The organism is Paenibacillus sp. GQ49 (assembly GCF_059759055.1).
On record NZ_JCAXEL010000016.1, the window covers coordinates 42,471 to 60,921 of the forward strand.

The following is an 18,451-nucleotide window of genomic DNA, read 5'->3' on the forward strand; positions in this document are numbered from 1 at the left end:
ACCCGCGTCCTGGAAGAATAAACACTTTTTCTGAAGAATTTTATTTCAGTTTTTATTTTCCGCCAAAATAAACGCCAGGTCGACGGTCTTCAAATACGGGAATACGTCCGCGAACCTCATCTACCAGAGATGGACGAATAATTCCGGTCACGATCTCTTCCCCTTCGCCACCTTCAGCCACAATCTCACCCCAAGGATCAATGATGAGGGAATGTCCGAAAAATTCGGTCTCTCCCCCTTTACCTACACGGTTACATGCGATCACATACATCTGATTCTCAATCGCTCGTGCGGTAAGCAACGTACGCCAGTGGTGCAGACGAGGTTTCGGCCATTCGGCGGGTACAATCAATGCCTTGGCACCATTCAAAGCAAGGGTGCGGGCAAGTTCCGGAAACCGGATGTCATAACAGATCGAAGCACCCGCTGTAAGACCGTTCTGCAATTCAAAAATTTCAGGTTCTGCACCTGGCTGTAGATATTTCTCCTCATCCATTAGACGAAACAAATGTAATTTATCGTATCGTGTTACCTGTTTTCCTTCACGATCATAAGCGTACATTGTATTGTATATTTGACCATCCCGTTTCTCGGCAATTGAACCGCCAACGATGGAAATTTGATGTTTTTGAGCAAAAGCAGACAGCCATTCCCGAGATTTCTGGCCATCCAGGTCAGCGAGTTCATGAATTTGAGTCAAAGCGTATCCGGTATTCCACATCTCAGGTAACACAGCCAGCCCCAGATCCGGATATTGTTCTACCGCACGCTCAAGCAACATCTGCATATGTTTATGATTGGCCTCAGGGTCTCCGAGTTGAATATCGCCCTGAATCAGGGCTACACGCATTTCTCCCTGTTGTTTTTCTGTCATGACAAGCACTCCTCTGAACCGTAATACCTGCTATCATAGCTTGATCCTCTTGAGGACTGCAAGCCTGTTTTTATTATGAACTTGCACACAACAACTCAGGGAGCAGGGTCAACAATCGATCACTCGTGAGTGCATCACCCACATTCCAAGTTGACTCCTCCACAGGGTATACCCGTCCATTCTGCACAGCCGGAAGGGCTTGCCAACTGGGACTTTTCATCAGCATCTCCGTAGCCTGTCTTGCCACAACTTCCTCAGGCAGCATAACAAACACATGATCTCCCGCGTACTGACGTATCGCTTCAGCCGAAATTTCCTTATAGGCTCTGCCTGCCGCAAGTGCTTCCTTCACTTTGGTCACTGGCCTGAATCCCATTGGATGATATAACATAGGCGCCAGACCGATATTGCCCATAACAAATAATCGTGCACCCCGATGGTACGTAAATACGGATGCCGTTTCCCCCTCTTCAATCACAGTATGGATCTTCGCCCACATCTGCTCAGTACGCTCCGCATAGGAGGTTAGCCATTGTTCAACCTGCGGTTGTCTGCCAAACCAGCTGCCCAATCTGCGCATTCGTTCTTCCAACGTGGCATGTGAATTGTAAGCAAGCGTCGGTGCAATCCGGTAAAGTTGTTCATACTGTTGTTCATTGCTGCTATCAAAAACAATCAAGTCCGGCTTCATGATAACAGCGGCTTCCACATTAACCGGGGCGACCGCGTCATATGTCCGATCTTCCAGCAACTGAATGCCCAGCATCAACAGATCCCCAGCAGAATCTCCATAATACATCATTCGCTTTGGGTTTACTGGAATATTCACATCATGACCCAACCAATCTTGTACTAACGTCTGCTGCTGAATCGATCTGTCATATTGACGAGGAGATAATCCCGTCATTTGGCGAAAACGCCTGCTGAAATAATACTCATCCTTAAACCCCACGCGGCTCGCTATATCCCGAAGTGGTTCATCTGATTTGCGAAGCCAGTCCTTGGCATGTTTGATGCGAACATGATTCACATAATCGAGTGGCTTGTGACCCGTGAGTTGTCTGAAAAGGGTCGTATATTGTACAGGTCTGATCTCCGCAAGACGTGCCAGTTTCTGTACAGTGATTTCTTCAGCATAATGGTCGTCCACATACTGAATCGTACTGTGTAGTCTTGCCTCCATACTCTGTTCCGTCTTTGGAGAAGTGTACCGGGTAATGATCATCTCCATCCATTTTTGGAACTGTGCATTCAGATGACTGTATTCGGCATCCGTTTTATAATTCCGAATGACATACATTTGCTCCAGCAGCCCACTTAACGGAGCATAGGGATAACCATTCAATTGGTTTCTGTGCTCAAATACAGCGCGGGTAAAGAGTTCGGGATCACCCGTCAACACATGAATAACATCAAAAGCCATTATGATATATTTCAATTCCGAGTTATTACGATGTTCAATCTGGTACCCCTCTCCCGGAGAAAGCGGATAAACACATCCCGTAGTAAACGGAAAATGTTCATGTCCAATATATAAATGCCCATCCCCTTCTTCACAGATCAGGAAGGTATGTTTCTCGCAAGCAACTTCCAGCATCACCTGTTCAGGTGGTTCAATTCGACGTACCAGATGATCCAGCCGAAACATGAATGCTGAAAAGAACAACGCTCCCCCATCGGCATCCAAAGCCTGCATGTCGGTTCACCTCGTTTTTCTGAAATGAGAATAATTATCAATCATTCTGTATGGTCTGATTATAAGCGAGCGATGGTCAATAATCCAGATATGAGTTTAATCAGCAAAAAAGAGCGTTCAACGAAATGTTGAAGGCCCCTTTCACTTTTTTTATAACTGCATTACTCAAAGGTGTTACTGCTGCCTCACTAGCTCGTCACCATTATTGGATCATCTGTTTTGGCAGCTCTTGTAACAGCCACTCCCTCGAAAGAGCATCACTAGAAGCTTTTACGATATTAAAACGATATACTTTTCCTTCTTTCACCGCAGGCAGGTTCTTCCAGATTGTACTATCCAGCAATTCCTTGGTGGATTGTTTCGCATCGTCGGTCACAGGATCCAGAATAAATATCCGATCACCGGCAAATTCAGATAATTTTTCAGTTGAAATCTCTACAAATCCCATGTCTTCATCCAATACTTTCTGGATTTCCGCGGTTGGCTTCAGCCCGTCTTTTCCGTATAACAACTGTGGCAATCCTGCACCCGCCATGACAAACAGACGATTCCCGGGATACATGGTGAATACCGAAGCAGTCTCCCCTTCTTTTAATCCGTTCTCATGAAGTTGCGTCCACATCTCTTCCGTCGCTTTTTGATGAGCCGTAATCCAATCCTCTGCCTCTTGTTTCTTATTCAACAAATCGCCAAGGATACGCATGCGATCTTCTATTAAACCAAACGAATCAAATGTAACCGTGGGTGCAACCTTTGCGATCTGATCATATTGAGCCTCGTCACTGTTGGAGAAAATAATCAGATCGGGATTCAGGTCTAACGCCTTTTCCACACTGATCGGAAATCCTACATCTTCTGACTGAGCAACCTGATCATCAAATACGGTTCCCTCTTGACGAAGTATGCCGACAGGAACTACACCAAGCGCGAGCAGATCCCCTGTAACTTCTCCATGATAGATAACTCGCTTCGGATTTACAGGAATCTCAACTTCATGGCCAGTCCAGTCTTTGAATATCCGGGTCTCGCCCTCGTTCGTCTCTTTCGTTGCAGTTTGGGTCTCTGTGGTTTCTGTGGCTGCTTTGGAATCATCTGCGCCAGCAGCAGGTGTTGCAGCCTGATTTCCACAAGCCAGTAGCAGGATGGATAACCATGTGATCGTTAATAATACTCCCGTATTTCGTATGCCTTTTTTCATTTCTATTTCTCCCCCTGTATCATGTGCGTTGTGCTAGAAATTAATGATATTGATTATCATTATCGGATATTATCATAAAACATGGTTTCTCTCAGCTCAATGGACAAAACTAAATGAGCACTTTCAGTTTTGTACAATACTCCGCTCTTTGCTCCTATGTACTGTATATTCAAGTGCATTTCCCTCTATACAGCTCGGGATTGGCGTGATAAATTAATGAGAACTATTTGCCATTTTTAATAAACCGGAGTGATGAATCTAATGACCCATTCAGACCATACATCTGCTCGTTCAGCTTTTAAGATACCGACTTCTGATGTGATGACACAGCTGCCAACGCAATTTTTTGCTACCCTTGTTCAAAATGTAAATCGTGAAATCGCAAGTGGACATGACGTGATCAATCTGGGTCAGGGGAACCCGGATACACCTACACCACCTCATATTGTGAAAACACTGCAAGAGTCGGCTGAGAATCCCCTCTACCACAAATACTCCCCTTTTAGAGGGCACTCTTTCCTGAAGGAAGCTGTCGCCAAACGTTATAAGGAAGATTACAACGTTGATCTGGACCCCGAGACTGAAGTAGCCATTCTGTTCGGAGGCAAAACAGGTCTGGTTCAGTTACCACAGGTACTGCTTAACCCCGGCGACACCGTTCTCGTTCCAGATCCCGGCTACCCGGATTACTGGTCTGGTGTTGCGCTCGCCAAAGCAAACATGTCATTTATGCCTTTGCTCGAGTCCAACGCATTCCTGCCGGATTATGAAGCTGTTACAGCCGAAGATCGGGAAAAGGCCAAGCTGATGTTCCTGAACTACCCCAACAACCCAACGTCAGCAACGGCCCCCCTTTCGTTCTACGAAGATACGGTAGAATTCGCCATTCAAAATCAAATCGTAGTAGCCAGCGACTTTGCTTACGGTGCAATTGGATTCGACGGACATCGTCCAGTCAGTTTCCTGCAAGCCCCTGGTGCCAAAGAAGTCGGTATTGAGTTCTATACGTTATCCAAAACATACAATATGGCTGGATGGCGTGTTGGATTCGCACTCGGTAACGCAGAGATTGTCTCTAAAATCAATCTGCTTCAGGATCATATCTATGTCAGTCTTTTTGGTGGGATTCAAGCTGCCGCAACGGAAGCACTTACTGGCTCCCAGGAATGTGTTGCCTCGCTGGTTTCACGTTACGAATCGCGTCGCAATACGTTTTATGACGCTCTTTCCTCGATTGGCTGGCAAGCTACGAAACCCGCAGGTTCATTCTTCAGCTGGTTGCCTGTACCTGCCGGTCATACCTCCGCTTCATTTGCAGACTTGTTACTGCGAGAAGCCAAGGTGGCCGTAGCCCCAGGTATTGGTTTTGGTTCACATGGTGAAGGCTATGTGCGCGCAGGACTGCTAAGTGATGAAAACCGATTACGCGAAGCTGTGGAGCGGATTGGCAAGCTGAATTTATTCAAGTAATTTACAGGACAATAACCCCTTTGCATATGCCAACTTTCCATGGTATGTTATAAGAAATATTGAACGAAACGTGATGACGGGACCAGTAAGAGAATATCAGTCGCGCCCAGAGAGTAAATTCCACCCTGCTGAAAGAATTTACCGCGACTCTTCTCTGAAACCTACCCCTGAGCGGCCTGTTACGTACAGGACAGTGCCTTCTGTTACAGGGCATGAAGCCGGATGATCTAATCATCAATAAAGGTGGTACCGCGGAAGTAACGAACTTTCGTCCTTTTTAACTAAAGGGCGGGAGTTTTTTTTGTACCCGCTAAAACCTGCTCCAGAAGCACTTATTAATCATGTTTAAGGAAGTGAAACCATGACTTCACGTATTGTAGTTAAGATTGGAAGCAGCTCGCTTACAACGGAAGAAGGCGGTCTGGATCGCAGTTCGATCACTTTTTTTGCCGGAGAAATTGCAGCATTGGCTGATCAGGGCCATGAAGTGCTTTTGGTCACCTCTGGAGCGGTAGCGGCCGGATTCCGGGAGATCGGTTATCCTCAGCGCCCCAAACTGCTACATGAGAAACAAGCCGCAGCGGCCGTTGGGCAGGCATTACTGATGCAGGCATATCAACAGGCTTTTGCAGCGCACCGCGTTACTACGGCGCAAATTCTGTTAACTCGTACAGACTTTCACAGTCGTAAACGCATGGGTAATGCAGGCATGACCGTAGAAGAGCTGCTCAAACAGCGAGTGATTCCGATTTTTAATGAGAATGATACGGTTTCGGTGGATGAATTGAAGTTTGGTGATAACGATCTGTTGTCCGCATTGGTTGCGAACCTGGTGAAGGCACAGCATCTGATCATTCTTACCGATACCAACGGACTGTACACCGCAGATCCGCGTAAAGATCCTTCTGCCGTTCGTTACGACCGTATCCCCGAGATAACGGCTGAGATCTACGCTTTTGCCGGCGGTTCAGGATCAACGGTTGGTACAGGCGGAATGCGATCCAAAGTTGATGCAGCCAAGGTTGCTACACGTGGAGGCGTACCTGTATTCGTGGGAAGTGTGAAAGAACCCGGAGATATGCAGAAGGCGGTTGATGGCACGGGCAAAGGAACTTACTTTGAGACACGACTCGCTTCACTATCTCGTAAAAAGCAGTGGCTCGGCTTCATGTCTACTCCGCTGGGAACCGTCGTTGTGGATGATGGTGCTGAAGAAGCACTTGTCCATGGGGGCCATAGTCTTCTGCCTGTAGGGGTCAAGCGAGTACTGGGAACATTCCATGCCGGAGACGTCGTAGAGGTCATTGGAATGGATGAAACCTTGCTCGGTCGCGGTATTGTCAATTATGATGATGACCAGCTTCGACTCATTGCCGGACTTCCCAGTGGAGATGTGATGAAACGACTTGCCAGCATCCACAGACTTGAAGTTATTCATAGAGACGAATGGATTACCTTAAAATAAACATGAAGCAATATTAAGTTAAACTAATCATTAAAATCTGGGGATAACAGCGATTGGAAGGTTATTCTGTCATCGTAGTGTCTGAGTGAATAATCTTTAGTTCAACATGTAGTTGAAATACTTAACTTTATATATATGAGGAGGAATTAAGATGAGTGAAGTGAGAGAAAAAGCCAGCAAAGCCCAAGCAACGGTTCCACAGCTGAACCGATTGAATACAGAACAGAAAAATACGGCCCTGCGTGTCATGGCAGATGCTTTGATTAAGGAAACGGATTCCATCATTACGGCAAACGCCGAAGATCTGGAACGCGGCAGAGAACAAGGTACGCCGGAATCCATGCTGGATCGACTCGCACTTAATCCAGAGCGGATCGCAGGCATTGCTGAAGGATTACGTCAGATTGCGGATCTCCCTGATCCAGTCGGTGAAGTATTGGAGACATTTACCCGTCCTAACGGATTGCATGTTGAAAAACTTAGAGTGCCGATTGGCCTGATTGGCATCATCTACGAAGCTCGACCTAATGTAACCGTGGACGCAGCCGGATTATGTCTCAAAACAGGTAATGCGGTGCTTCTGCGCGGCGGCTCCTCTGCCCTGTCCTCCAACCGCAAAATTGTAGAGGTGCTGCACCAGGCACTCACAACGACAGACATGCCTGCTGATGCGCTGCAACTGGTTGAGGATGCAGATCGTGCTTCCGTGGATGAGATGCTCAAGTTGAACGGATTACTGGACGTTATTATTCCACGCGGAGGGGCTTCGCTCATTCGTAATGTGGTTGCCAATGCAACCGTACCTGTCATCGAAACTGGGGCTGGCATCTGCCATACCTATGTGGATGAATCAGCCGATCCGGTCATGGCAGCCGAAATTGCCATCAATGCCAAGGCACAACGTCCTTCTGTATGTAACTCCATGGAAACGTTACTCCTACATGCCGCATACGCGGAAGAGCACCTGCCTGCTCTTGCCGAACAATTCCGTGTGGCGAATGTGATTTTGAAAGGTTGCGACACGGTACGCCGTCTTGTCCCTTCCGCTCTTGAGGCAACCGAGGAAGACTATGCGACCGAGTACAACGACTATATTTTAAATATCCGTGTGGTCAAGAATCTGGATGAAGCGATGCAGCACATCGCACATTACGGAACCAAACATTCCGAGTGTATCGTAACCCGGGATACAGCCCATGCAGAGCGTTTTATGCATGATGTGGATGCAGCAGCCGTCTATCACAATGCGTCCACACGTTTCACTGACGGATTTGAATTTGGCTATGGAGCCGAAATCGGGATCAGTACCCAGAAATTGCATGCACGTGGACCGATGGGACTGCCAGCACTGACGTCAACCAAATATCGGATTACAGGCAATGGACAGATTCGTCAATAATATCTCAGCACCAGTTATATAGGAGGAACGATAAATATGAGTCAAGAGCAACAGACGTTACTACAACAGAAGATTACTTTCCACGGAGCAGGCGCGATGGCTGAAGCCATCGTGCGCGGACTGATCTCCCGCCTGGTCGTTCGTCCTCAGGATATTACGATGCTGAACCGCAGCAACCAGAAACGTCAGGAGGAGCTCAGCACCCGTTATGCTGTACATACCGGAACGGCCTCGCAATCCTTGGATCACCTTGCCTCCACTCCGGTCATTGTACTCTGTATGAAACCCAAAGATGCTGCCGCAGCACTGCGCGAACTGGGTCCACTGTTATCACCTGATCAACTGATCGTATCTGTCATTGCCGGATTATCAATCCGCACTATGCAGTCCTTGCTCGGTCGTAAACAGCCGATCGCCAGAACCATGCCAAATACATCCAGTACCATTGGACTTGGGGCAACCGGTCTTGCCTTCTCTGCGGAGATTACGGATGATCAGCGCAGTACGGTAATGACCATGTTTGAAGCCGTTGGAATCGTGACCATTGTGCCTGAAGATAAACTCGAAGTGCTCACAGGGATTTCCGGAAGCGGCCCTGCTTATGTATACTATTTAATGGAGGCCATGATTGCCGCAGGTATTCGTGGTGGCTTATCCAGCCAGCAATCTCGTGATCTCACTGTTCAGACGGTGCTTGGCGCGTCACGTATGGTACAACAAACCGGTTTGGAACCAATGAAGCTTCGTAGTGATGTGACATCCCCGGGAGGGGCAACCCAGGCAGCACTGAAAACGCTGGACGAAGGAGATTTCTTTGAAAATGTAATCGCAGCCGTCAACCGCTGTGCAGAGCGCTCACGGGAGATGGGAGCTGCTTTGGAAGGGGATCTAAAATGAATAACATGTGCACAGCCACATATCGTCTGCATGATGATCATGCAGACTTTCGCAAGAAAGCTCAGTCCATCGCGATTGGCATGACCGTGGGTAGCTGGACGGAGTTGCCACAAGCCCAGCGTGAAGCGATGCAGAAGCATCTGGGCGAAGTCATCAGCGTAGAAGTCTATGAAGCTGAAGGAATGGCTGCGGGTGAGCGTTACGCTGATATTACCATTGGATATCCTGATGTTAACTTCAGCCGTGATATACCTGCTTTGCTCGTGACGGTCTTTGGCAAAATCTCAATGGATGGCCGGATCAAACTAACAAAGCTTGGTTTCTCGGATGGCTTCCTCAGTGCATTCCCTGGACCCAAGTTTGGACTGAATGGTGTTCGTGATCTGCTTGGTGTGCATGATCGTCCACTGTTAATGAGTATCTTTAAGTCAGTTATTGGGCTAAATGCAGACGAACTGCGTGAACAATTTATTCGTCAGGCTCTTGGCGGCGTTGATTTGATCAAGGACGATGAGATTCTGTTCGAGAATAAATTGACACCCATCGAAAAAAGAGTCGAGGTCTGCATGAAAGCTGCCGAACAGGCACGTCAGGAGACCGGCAAGAAACTTCTGTATGCAACCAATCTTACAGGACCAACATCTCGTCTGAAACAGCAAGCTGAACGCGCTATTGGTGCAGGAGCCAATGCACTCCTATTCAACGTATTGTCCTACGGATATGATGTCCTGCATGAACTCAGTAGTGATCCAGATATTAATGTGCCGATTATGGCGCACCCTGCTCTTGCAGGTGCACTGTATCCTTCACCACATTACGGCATGTCGGCTTCGGTTGTACTAGGCCAGTTGATGCGTCTAGCGGGTGCCGATCTGGTGCTCTTCCCTTCTCCTTATGGTTCGGTTACGATGCCGAAGGAAGAAAATATGGCGATCACGGAGCAATTACTGACAGCTGATCTGCCTGTACGAACCAGTATGCCCGTACCTTCAGCCGGCATCCATCCAGGCCTTGTACCACTCATTTTGCGCGACTTTGGTACAGATGTCATCGTTAATGCTGGTGGCGGTATACATGGACATCCTATGGGCACTGAGGCAGGCGGACGTGCATTCCTGCAAGCCATTGAGGCAGCTCAGCGTTCCATTCCACTCGCGCAATATGCAACCGAGCATCCGGAGCTGAAAAGCGCATTGGACCTGTGGGGTGGCGAACGATGAGAAGTGATAAAAAAACAGTCATTTTCTGTGACTTTGACGGTACGATTACGCTCTCGGACAACATCGTAGCGATCATGAAACATTTCAAACCTGAGGGCATTGAAGCGATTATGAAAGATACGATTGAGCAAAAAATCTCGCTTCGTGAAGGTGTTGGAGCCATGTTTGCTCTGTTGCCTGCACCGCAGAAAGATGAAATTGTGGAATTTGTGCTTGGACAAGCGGACATCCGTGAAGGATTCAGCGAGTTTCTTGACTACGTTCGCAGCGAAGGGATCGAATTCAATGTAACCAGCGGGGGTATGGACTTTTTCATTGAACCGTTACTCGCACCATTTCATATCCCGCAGGATCATGTCTATTGCAATGGAGCTGACTTCTCGGGTGAAACCATTAAGATTGAATGGCCGAATCCCTGCCAGCCTCCTTGTGAGAATGGCTGCGGCATGTGCAAAACAACAGTGATTCGTACCTTCCCGGAAGAACAATACAATCGAATTCTTATTGGAGACAGTCTGACAGATTTTGAAGGTGCCAAAATTGCCGATCTCGTCTACTCCCGCTCCATTTTAACGGACAAATGTATTGAACTTGGTGTGGACCATGTGCCATTCGTTACTTTTTACGATATCATCGAAGATATGAAACAGAAGCAAACACAAGGAGTGCTGTAAACGATGGGCTTTGAAAAGATTACATTGGAACACAAACGTCAGGTCCTGGAAGAACTGGCTGATATTAAAGCGTTGTTCGCCAGTCGTAACTGGTTCCCCGGAACAAGTGGCAATCTGTCGATGCGTGTAGGAGACTTTGATCCGGAGCAATTTTATTTTGCGGTTACCGCCTCAGGCAAAGACAAATCTCTTCGCACACCGGAAGACTTCCTTTTTGTGGACAAACACGGCAAAGCGATTGAGACAACAACGTTGAAACCAAGTGCCGAAACGTTGATTCACTGTGAAATCTATCGTTTGACCGGTTGTGGTGCTGTATTCCACGTGCATACCGTGTTTAACAACCTGATTAGCGAATTCTTTGGAGCAGATGGACACGTACCGATTCAAGGAATTGAATTGATCAAGGCTTTCAACATCTGGGAAGAAAATGCGGAGATTCGTGTACCCGTCCTGCCTAACTTTGCAGATATTCCATCTATCGCTGAATTGGTGCCAGGTGTACTTGATGCCAACGTACCAGGGATCTTACTTCGGAACCACGGCATATATGCGTGGGGTAAAGATGCTTTTGAAGCGAAACGTCATCTGGAAGCGTTCGAGTTCCTGTTCGAAGTGATGTACCGTCAACTTCTGCTGAAGGGCGCTACGAAATAGCAATCATTTATTCGAAATCAAAGCTGGATAACAAAAAACACGCCAGAGGCTGATATACATAGCCCTTGGCGTGTTTTTATGTTAAGGGATAACAGCGATTAGAAGGTTGCTCTGTCATCGTAGTGTCAGTGTAAATAATCTTTAGGTCACTCTACAGTCGATCATCCCGATCCTTGAATAAAAAGAGACTGTCTGCTCCCTCATCATTTCGATGAGCAGCACTATGGATCCCCGTCCCCCTCTGCTTGCCAAACAGCAGCTTCAAGCCGCCAAAAATGAGCAGCAAAGATACAATGACGGTGTTCAGATAGGAACGGATCTCATACGTCATGAATGCATTAGGGAAGAGCTCATTCAGCTGTGGAATGACAAGACGGATCGCCAGGTAATATAGACCCAGCGCGGCAATCCCGAATCCAATCAGACGCTGATGACGGGCCCAGTCCTTGAAGATCGGTTGATCAACCAAAGGCTCGCGTCCATAGCGACTGGAACACTGTAGCCCGTCAAAGAAGCTGTAGAACCAGATCAACGGAATCATGAACAGGAACACCGATAAATGAAGCAGGTCCAGAATATAGATGCTTGCAAGGAACAGGAACATTAATTGCATGCCTCTTTTTTGCAATCCCAGATAGAGATGACCCGCACCTGGAAAAGCGGAAAGCAGCGTTGCAAGCACTTTGCTACGTCGTCCGGCTACTCTGCCCATCTCCAATTCTTCGAATAATGTCCGATCCTGCAGTATCTCACCAGCTTGCTTACGGTGGACATGCTGCACCGCATCAAACATGCAGTATACCCAAATTACTGGCAGAATGAGTAAGAACATTAGAAACACCGATTCATTGGTGATCGAAGCCACAAAAACCATCATGGCAAATGAACCAAAGAACGCCATCAGGAACGACAACCCACGATGCAACAAACCCAGATGAAGATGGCCCAATCCCGGAACAAATGAGAGCAAAATGGTGAAGAATCGTTCACCCTCACTGCCTTTTTGGTACATGGGTTGACCATAGGGCCCTTCAGGATGGCCATATTCACCACCTGGATGTTGATGTAGCTCATCTTCATTCATCTGCTCCATAGGCCCTTGCTGACCCATGTATGCTCCCTGGTAGGGTGCTCCTTGGTGTGGAGGAGCTCCATAAGGCGCACCGTATCCCCTATAATGAGCATCTCGTGCAGAAGGCGCACGGAGCAGAACAATAATCATGTCCAGCATACTGATCCCCCAGAAAAAAGCAGCACCGAGGGCACCGATAATCATTAAATCTTGATCATTAGTGACCATTGCTAGCATGAATGAGCCAACAGCTGTTCCGAAGAAAAGCAATGGATAAATCACAGCCCTTGCGGCCCGTCCCCAATACATGAAACCAAGACCGGGTATCAGGTTTAATAGAAATGCGAGTAATTTGTTACGATCTGAGTGCACAGTCGTCATCCTTTCTTTTCAGGCAATGCGAAACCATTTATGGTTTAGGCTTGAAGTTATCCAGCCATGAAGTGGCTGTCTCCGTCCATTTCTCGGTGAAAGACCCTCTGTGGTCGCCATCCTGGAACTTGTGATAAGGGGCTACCTTGTCAAAAAGTCCAGATGAGAGGAAGATCAATGTCAGACAGGCTGCTACCGCATAATGAAACACTTTATGTTCAAGCCAGCGCCGGTTTCGTCCAGCGCGGGATTTACGTTGAGACTTAGAGGATTGAATGCCCTCAATCCGATGCATGACTGAATCCGCAAACCCTGCCGGGTCAGGCAACGGAGGCAATTCCCCATGGATACCGAGCGCTTCCAAATAGATGTCCATCGCATCCGGATCTTCCAGCAGAAGCTGTTCCATTCGGTTCGCTTGAGTTTCACTCATATGGCCTTCAATATAATCAGTCCATTGCGCAGCGGTATACTTCTCCTGTTTACTCACGCCATTCATCCTCCTTCCAATGTTTTCGAATCCACTGCCGGGCACGATACAAGCGGGATTCCACAGTCTTCACAGCCACCTGTGCATCACTGGCAATCTGCTCATAATTTTTTTCGCTTAGATAATACGCAGTGATAATGTCACGATGCTGAGCAGGCAACTGATTAATTCGTTCACGAAGTTTATCCTGACGTTCTTCACGAACGAGACGGGTAAGAACGTCTTCATCCCGTCCGGGCATATTGATTATTTTTTCTTCTCCACCCGGATCCTCAGCAGCTCGTCTGCCCAGCTTGCGTTTGGCATCAATCGCTTTGTGAAAGGCAATTCGGGTTAACCACGTTTTGAAACCTTCAGAACGGTAGTCGGGGAGAGACTTATACATCTGTATGAACGCCTCCTGAGCTGCATCCTGTGCTTCCTGATCGTTCCTGAGTACGGAATAGGCCACATGGTATACATGTTGGCTATACTTATCGATCAGAGTACGCATCTGAGATGTATCTCCTTGTCGGATTTGTTCGATTACGCGCGCTTCATCAATAACTCTCCCCTCCTCTCCAATACTATAGACGACAGCTTGTGTGTTAACCCCTGCGTGATCTATCAAATTTTTGTAAAACAAAATGAATTCATTGCCTGAAAGGTTGATGTTGCTGATCACTCATCCAATCTATAATCCAAAAAAAACAGGCACAGAATGACTTCTGGCCTGTTTCTTGTCCCTGCCTACGCTGGAATTAACGTCCACCATTACGAAACCGCTGTGTGTACGCCTTCGCGTCTTGAACGGTCTTGACACGATTGCGACTCCACTCAAGCAGGATTCGATCGATATACCGGAAATGTACTTTGCCTGCAAAAACCGCTTCCTTCAGAGCCATTAGAATCAATTCCTCTTGATAACGGTCCTGATCCAACCAGCCGGATATCGTCTCACACTCCATTGGCGAGAGCGGACGTCCGAATTCTTTTTCGAAAATGGAGAACATGTTCCGTTCTTCCTCTTCTTTTTGAACACTGTTCGAATCTTGACGTGCTGTATTGCTGCGCTGCTGCTCCGCACGGAATGCGGCTACTTCTTCAGCAGTACATGCTGCAAGCTTGGCATATAATCCATGTAAATCATATCGCTCGTACTGGATGTCCCGTTCTTCGTCACGGTGCTCGTCAATAGCAATATACCTATCCCTCATCAGACGTTGCAACATTCTGGCAATGCCTTCAGGTGCAAGTCCCATGCGCGCCGCAAGCTCTTCAAGCGTCGGAAACTCATTGAACTCCGCCTGACGGAACCCTAGCAGTTGAATCAGAAGAAGAACTTCTGCATCTGATAGGCCAAGCTGGTGATAATAACGTAACAAGGCATACGGCAGATGGGCTGTACCCGAAGTCATGCCATAAGCTGCTCCATCCAACCATGCTTTGGATGTGGTGTCTTCCATAGACGCTCCCCGGTTAAGCATTAAGGGTACAGACGATAGAGCATACGTGGGAATGCGATTGTTTCACGTACATGATCCAATCCACAGATCCATGCTACCGTCCGCTCCAATCCCAGACCGAAACCGGAGTGAGGAACCGATCCGTATTTACGCAAATCCAGATACCATTGGTAAGCTTCATCCGAGAGATTGTGCTCCTCAAAACGTTGTTGCATCAATTCCGGATCATCGATACGCTGCGAACCGCCAATAATCTCTCCGTAGCCTTCTGGTGCAATCATATCCGCACAGAGGACAACTTCAGGACGATTCGGATCTGGTTTCATATAAAATGCCTTGATTCCAGCAGGGTAATGTGTGATAAAGACCGGTGTGTTGTACTTCTCAGCAATTGCTGTTTCGTGCGGTGCACCAAAGTCTTCTCCCCAAGGAATATCAAAGCCTTGTCCATGCAGGAATTCAATCGCTTCATCATACGTAATACGCGGAAATGGCGCTACGATGCCTTCGAGTTTGGATACGTCACGACCGATAGATTCCAGTTCTGCACGGCAGTTTTTCACCACGGATTGAACGACATGAGCGATAAATTTCTCTTGTACACGCAGACTTTCCTCGTGATCTACAAATGCCATTTCCGGCTCAATCATCCAGAACTCAATCAAGTGACGACGTGTTTTGGACTTCTCTGCGCGGAATGTTGGACCGAAGGAATATACCTTGCCCAGCGCCATGGCTGCAGCTTCCATATACAATTGACCACTTTGTGTCAGATAAGCATCTTCATCAAAGTATTTGATGTGGAACAGGTTCGTTGTTCCTTCCGCGGACGATGGTGTCAAAATCGGAGGATCAACTTGTGTGAATCCGTTACCATCAAAGAACTGCTGAACAGCGCGAATAATCTCTGCACGAATCACCATAACAGCACGCTGCTTCGTGGAACGAAGCCACAGATGACGATGATCCATCAAGAAATCAACACCATGCTCTTTAGGCGTAATTGGATAGTTTTCAGTCAGGTGAATGATCTCAACCCCTGTAACAGTCATCTCGTAACCGGACGCACTGCGAGGTTCTTCACGAATAATACCTGTAACATACAAAGAGCTTTCTTGGGTCAGGCTTTTTGCATTGTTCCAGATCTCTTCACTAACTTCACTTTTTACAACAACCCCTTGGATATATCCGGTTCCATCACGCAGCTGCAAAAACTGAATTTTACCGCTGGAACGTTTGTTGTTAATCCAGGCACCGATTGTTACGGTTTCACCCACATGCTCGTTCACATTACGAATTACACAATTCGTATTCATGCCCATATCTCCCCTTGATTCCTGAATTTGAAAATGCAGCGGGCAGGCTTATGCCTGTCCTCTGCACTTCCTTGTCATTCTATATTTACTTTACAGTTAGATTACTGAGAATTCAATACGATTCGGTGTGTATCACGTGCAATGACCAATTCTTCGTTTGTTGGCACAACGAGAACTTCCACTTTGGAATTCGCTGTTGTGATCCGGCGCGGTTCGCCGGAACGAATGGCATTCAGCGCTTCATCCAGTTCAACACCCAGATAAGTGAGCTGCTCACATACTTTTTGGCGAAGTACAACAGAGTTCTCACCTACACCAGCCGTAAAGACGATCACGTCTACACCGTTCATTGCAGCTGCATATGAGCCGATGTATTTACGCAGACGGTATTCGTACATTTCAAAAGCAAGCGTGGAGTTGGCATCGCCATTCTCCATACCTTCCGTAATCTCACGCATGTCACTGCTGATTCCGGAGATCGCAAGCAATCCACTGTGTTTGTTCAACATGGAGTTTACTTCGCTTACGCTCAGTTCTTCCTTATTCATTACATAAGGTACGATGGCTGGATCAAGGTCACCACTACGTGTTCCCATCATCAGTCCCTCAAGTGGAGTCATACCCATCGAAGTATCCACGGATACGCCACCTTTAACTGCTGTTACACTGCCACCGTTACCAACGTGACAAGTGATGATTTTCAGATCTTCCAATGGACGATCCAGATACTCAGCAGCAGCCTTGCTTACGAAATCATGGGAAGTACCATGTGCGCCGTAACGACGTACTTTATATTTTTTGTAAAGCACACGCGGAATAGCATACAGATAAGCTTTTTCCGGCATCGTCTGATGGAACGCTGTATCAAAGACCATAACCTGTGGAACACCAGGCATATTGGCTTCAGCCGCACGAATACCCATCATTGCTGCAGGGTTATGAAGTGGAGCCAAGTCGAACAAACGACGAATTTCAGCTTTGGCAGCATCATCTACCAATGCAGATTCTTTAAATGCTTCACCACCGTGAACAACACGGTGTCCAACAGCTTGAATTTCACTTACAGAATCCAGTACACCATTTTCTTTGTGAGTCAAAATATCAATGACTTTACGGATCGCTGTTGTGTGTTCCAAAATTTCACTAACTTCTGTAACATCCTCACGGCCTGTCGGTTTGTGTGTCAGAATGGAGGAATCCATTCCGATCCGCTCTACCAGACCTTTAGCCAGTACAGATTCGTCAGTCATATTATACAGTTGATATTTGAGCGAGGAACTCCCCGCATTAATTACGAGTACTTTCACAGTCGGTCACCATCCTTGTCGTACTTGAAGAATCCTTCGCCTGTTTTGGCACCCAGGTGTCCTGCACGCACCATTTTCTTCAGGACTGTAGAAGGACGATATTTCAATTCTCCGAATTCACGGAACATTCTTTCGAGTGCAGCTTCAACAGAATCCAATCCGAAACGGTCAGCCATTTCGAGTGGTCCATGTTGGAAGTTATATCCGATGCGCATTGCGTCATCGATATCTTCAGCAGATGCAACACCTTCTTGCAATACATGCAACGCTTCGTTAATTAGCAGGCAGATCAAGCGGGAAGTTACGAATCCAGGTGATTCATAGATCATGACTCCTTTTTTGTCCGCTACTTCTTCAACAAAACGTCTGGTCTCTTCGAATGTTGTATCCGAAGTTTTCAGTCCACGAATAATCTCTACAAGATCAACCCGGGATACCGGGTGAATAAAGTGCATACCAATAACACGCTCTGGGTATTTGGTCGAGCTTGCAAGCTCGGTCAAACTCAGCGTGGATGTATTACTTGCCAGAATGACATTGCTTGGGCAAACTTGGTCCAGTTGGCTGAATACTGCTTTTTTCGCATCCAGATCTTCTGAAATTGTCTCAATGACCATGTCGCAAGTTCCAAGTTCAGCTAAATGAGCTACCTTGGTTATACGGGAAAGAATCAATTTCTTCTCCGCTTTTGTAATCGCCCATTTCTCCAGTTGTTTATCCAGATTGGTTTCGATCATGTTATATGCATGATCCAGTTTTTGTGTTGTATGCTCCACGAGAAGCACATCAAGTCCTTTGGCTGCGAGCATCTGGGAAATACCTTGCCCCATCGTACCGCCGCCGACAACTCCTATTTTTTTGAAAAACATGGTTCTGCTCCATCCTTTCGGTTCTCTATT

The 18,451-nt window shown here is 47.1% G+C and carries 17 protein-coding genes and 1 other annotated feature; of the genes, 7 read left to right on the forward strand and 10 right to left on the reverse strand.

What is annotated here, in order from left to right; translation table 11 throughout:
- Nucleotides 1–52: 52 nt before the first annotated feature.
- The 3 genes from AC6CIF_RS23090 to AC6CIF_RS23100 all read right to left on the reverse strand — a co-directional run bounded on the left by AC6CIF_RS23090 (nucleotide 53) and on the right by AC6CIF_RS23100 (nucleotide 3,768).
- Nucleotides 53–874: a carbon-nitrogen family hydrolase gene (locus tag AC6CIF_RS23090; RefSeq protein WP_498201700.1), complete on the reverse strand. Its 822-nt coding sequence runs from the start codon at nucleotides 872–874 to the stop codon at nucleotides 53–55.
- Between the two features lie 73 nt (nucleotides 875–947).
- Nucleotides 948–2,570: an ABC transporter substrate-binding protein gene (locus tag AC6CIF_RS23095; protein WP_498201701.1), complete on the reverse strand. Its 1,623-nt coding sequence runs from the start codon at nucleotides 2,568–2,570 to the stop codon at nucleotides 948–950.
- A 202-nt stretch (nucleotides 2,571–2,772) separates the two neighbouring features.
- Complete coding sequence (locus tag AC6CIF_RS23100; RefSeq protein WP_076209953.1) at nucleotides 2,773–3,768, reverse strand: ABC transporter substrate-binding protein; 996 nt, start codon at nucleotides 3,766–3,768, stop codon at nucleotides 2,773–2,775.
- A 261-nt stretch (nucleotides 3,769–4,029) separates the two neighbouring features.
- Between AC6CIF_RS23100 and AC6CIF_RS23105 the strand changes: the two genes are divergently transcribed.
- The 7 genes from AC6CIF_RS23105 to AC6CIF_RS23135 all read left to right on the forward strand — a co-directional run bounded on the left by AC6CIF_RS23105 (nucleotide 4,030) and on the right by AC6CIF_RS23135 (nucleotide 11,550).
- Complete coding sequence (locus AC6CIF_RS23105) at nucleotides 4,030–5,238, forward strand: pyridoxal phosphate-dependent aminotransferase (RefSeq protein WP_076209952.1); 1,209 nt, start codon at nucleotides 4,030–4,032, stop codon at nucleotides 5,236–5,238.
- A gap of 64 nt (nucleotides 5,239–5,302) precedes the next feature.
- Nucleotides 5,303–5,517: a binding site (T-box leader), on the forward strand.
- 82 nt (nucleotides 5,518–5,599) lie between these two features.
- Complete coding sequence (gene proB, locus AC6CIF_RS23110; protein ID WP_076209951.1) at nucleotides 5,600–6,703, forward strand: glutamate 5-kinase; 1,104 nt, start codon at nucleotides 5,600–5,602, stop codon at nucleotides 6,701–6,703.
- Nucleotides 6,704–6,854: 151 nt separating this feature from the next.
- The gene (locus tag AC6CIF_RS23115; protein ID WP_498201702.1) at nucleotides 6,855–8,102 is read left to right on the forward strand and encodes a glutamate-5-semialdehyde dehydrogenase; all 1,248 of its coding nucleotides are present in this window, start codon (nucleotides 6,855–6,857) and stop codon (nucleotides 8,100–8,102) included.
- A 36-nt stretch (nucleotides 8,103–8,138) separates the two neighbouring features.
- Nucleotides 8,139–8,999 carry a pyrroline-5-carboxylate reductase gene (gene proC / locus AC6CIF_RS23120; protein ID WP_036607595.1) on the forward strand — a complete coding sequence of 287 codons (861 nt, stop codon included), beginning with the start codon at nucleotides 8,139–8,141 and terminating at the stop codon, nucleotides 8,997–8,999.
- Entirely contained in the window at nucleotides 8,996–10,219 is a 1,224-nt protein-coding gene (locus AC6CIF_RS23125) for a 2,3-diketo-5-methylthiopentyl-1-phosphate enolase (protein WP_498201703.1), read from the forward strand. Before proC ends, AC6CIF_RS23125 begins: the two co-directional genes overlap by 4 nt.
- Entirely contained in the window at nucleotides 10,216–10,893 is a 678-nt protein-coding gene (locus AC6CIF_RS23130; RefSeq protein WP_498201704.1) for a 2-hydroxy-3-keto-5-methylthiopentenyl-1-phosphate phosphatase, read from the forward strand. The genes AC6CIF_RS23125 and AC6CIF_RS23130 overlap by 4 nt, the downstream gene beginning before the upstream one ends.
- 3 nt (nucleotides 10,894–10,896) lie before the next feature.
- Nucleotides 10,897–11,550, forward strand: a complete 654-nt coding sequence (locus AC6CIF_RS23135; protein ID WP_036607600.1) for a methylthioribulose 1-phosphate dehydratase — start codon at nucleotides 10,897–10,899, stop codon at nucleotides 11,548–11,550.
- A gap of 151 nt (nucleotides 11,551–11,701) precedes the next feature.
- Here the strand turns inward: AC6CIF_RS23135 and AC6CIF_RS23140 are convergent, their stop codons facing one another.
- The 7 genes from AC6CIF_RS23140 to AC6CIF_RS23170 all read right to left on the reverse strand — a co-directional run bounded on the left by AC6CIF_RS23140 (nucleotide 11,702) and on the right by AC6CIF_RS23170 (nucleotide 18,421).
- The gene (locus AC6CIF_RS23140; RefSeq protein ID WP_498201706.1) at nucleotides 11,702–13,003 is read right to left on the reverse strand and encodes a multi-tm2 domain protein; all 1,302 of its coding nucleotides are present in this window, start codon (nucleotides 13,001–13,003) and stop codon (nucleotides 11,702–11,704) included.
- A 28-nt stretch (nucleotides 13,004–13,031) separates the two neighbouring features.
- Nucleotides 13,032–13,484 carry a hypothetical protein gene (locus AC6CIF_RS23145; RefSeq protein WP_083656984.1) on the reverse strand — a complete coding sequence of 151 codons (453 nt, stop codon included), beginning with the start codon at nucleotides 13,482–13,484 and terminating at the stop codon, nucleotides 13,032–13,034.
- The gene (locus tag AC6CIF_RS23150) at nucleotides 13,477–13,977 is read right to left on the reverse strand and encodes an RNA polymerase sigma factor (protein WP_256704174.1); all 501 of its coding nucleotides are present in this window, start codon (nucleotides 13,975–13,977) and stop codon (nucleotides 13,477–13,479) included. Before AC6CIF_RS23150 ends, AC6CIF_RS23145 begins: the two co-directional genes overlap by 8 nt.
- A 247-nt stretch (nucleotides 13,978–14,224) precedes the next feature.
- Complete coding sequence (locus AC6CIF_RS23155) at nucleotides 14,225–14,929, reverse strand: DnaD domain protein (protein ID WP_498201707.1); 705 nt, start codon at nucleotides 14,927–14,929, stop codon at nucleotides 14,225–14,227.
- Between the two features lie 20 nt (nucleotides 14,930–14,949).
- Nucleotides 14,950–16,245, reverse strand: coding sequence for an asparagine--tRNA ligase (asnS, locus tag AC6CIF_RS23160; RefSeq protein ID WP_017687752.1), 1,296 nt, complete (start codon nucleotides 16,243–16,245; stop codon nucleotides 14,950–14,952).
- A 101-nt stretch (nucleotides 16,246–16,346) separates the two neighbouring features.
- Entirely contained in the window at nucleotides 16,347–17,552 is a 1,206-nt protein-coding gene (locus tag AC6CIF_RS23165) for an acetate/propionate family kinase (protein WP_076209944.1), read from the reverse strand.
- Nucleotides 17,549–18,421: a 3-hydroxyacyl-CoA dehydrogenase family protein gene (locus AC6CIF_RS23170; RefSeq protein WP_339297279.1), complete on the reverse strand. Its 873-nt coding sequence runs from the start codon at nucleotides 18,419–18,421 to the stop codon at nucleotides 17,549–17,551. The genes AC6CIF_RS23165 and AC6CIF_RS23170 overlap by 4 nt, the downstream gene beginning before the upstream one ends.
- Nucleotides 18,422–18,451: the final 30 nt, after the last annotated feature.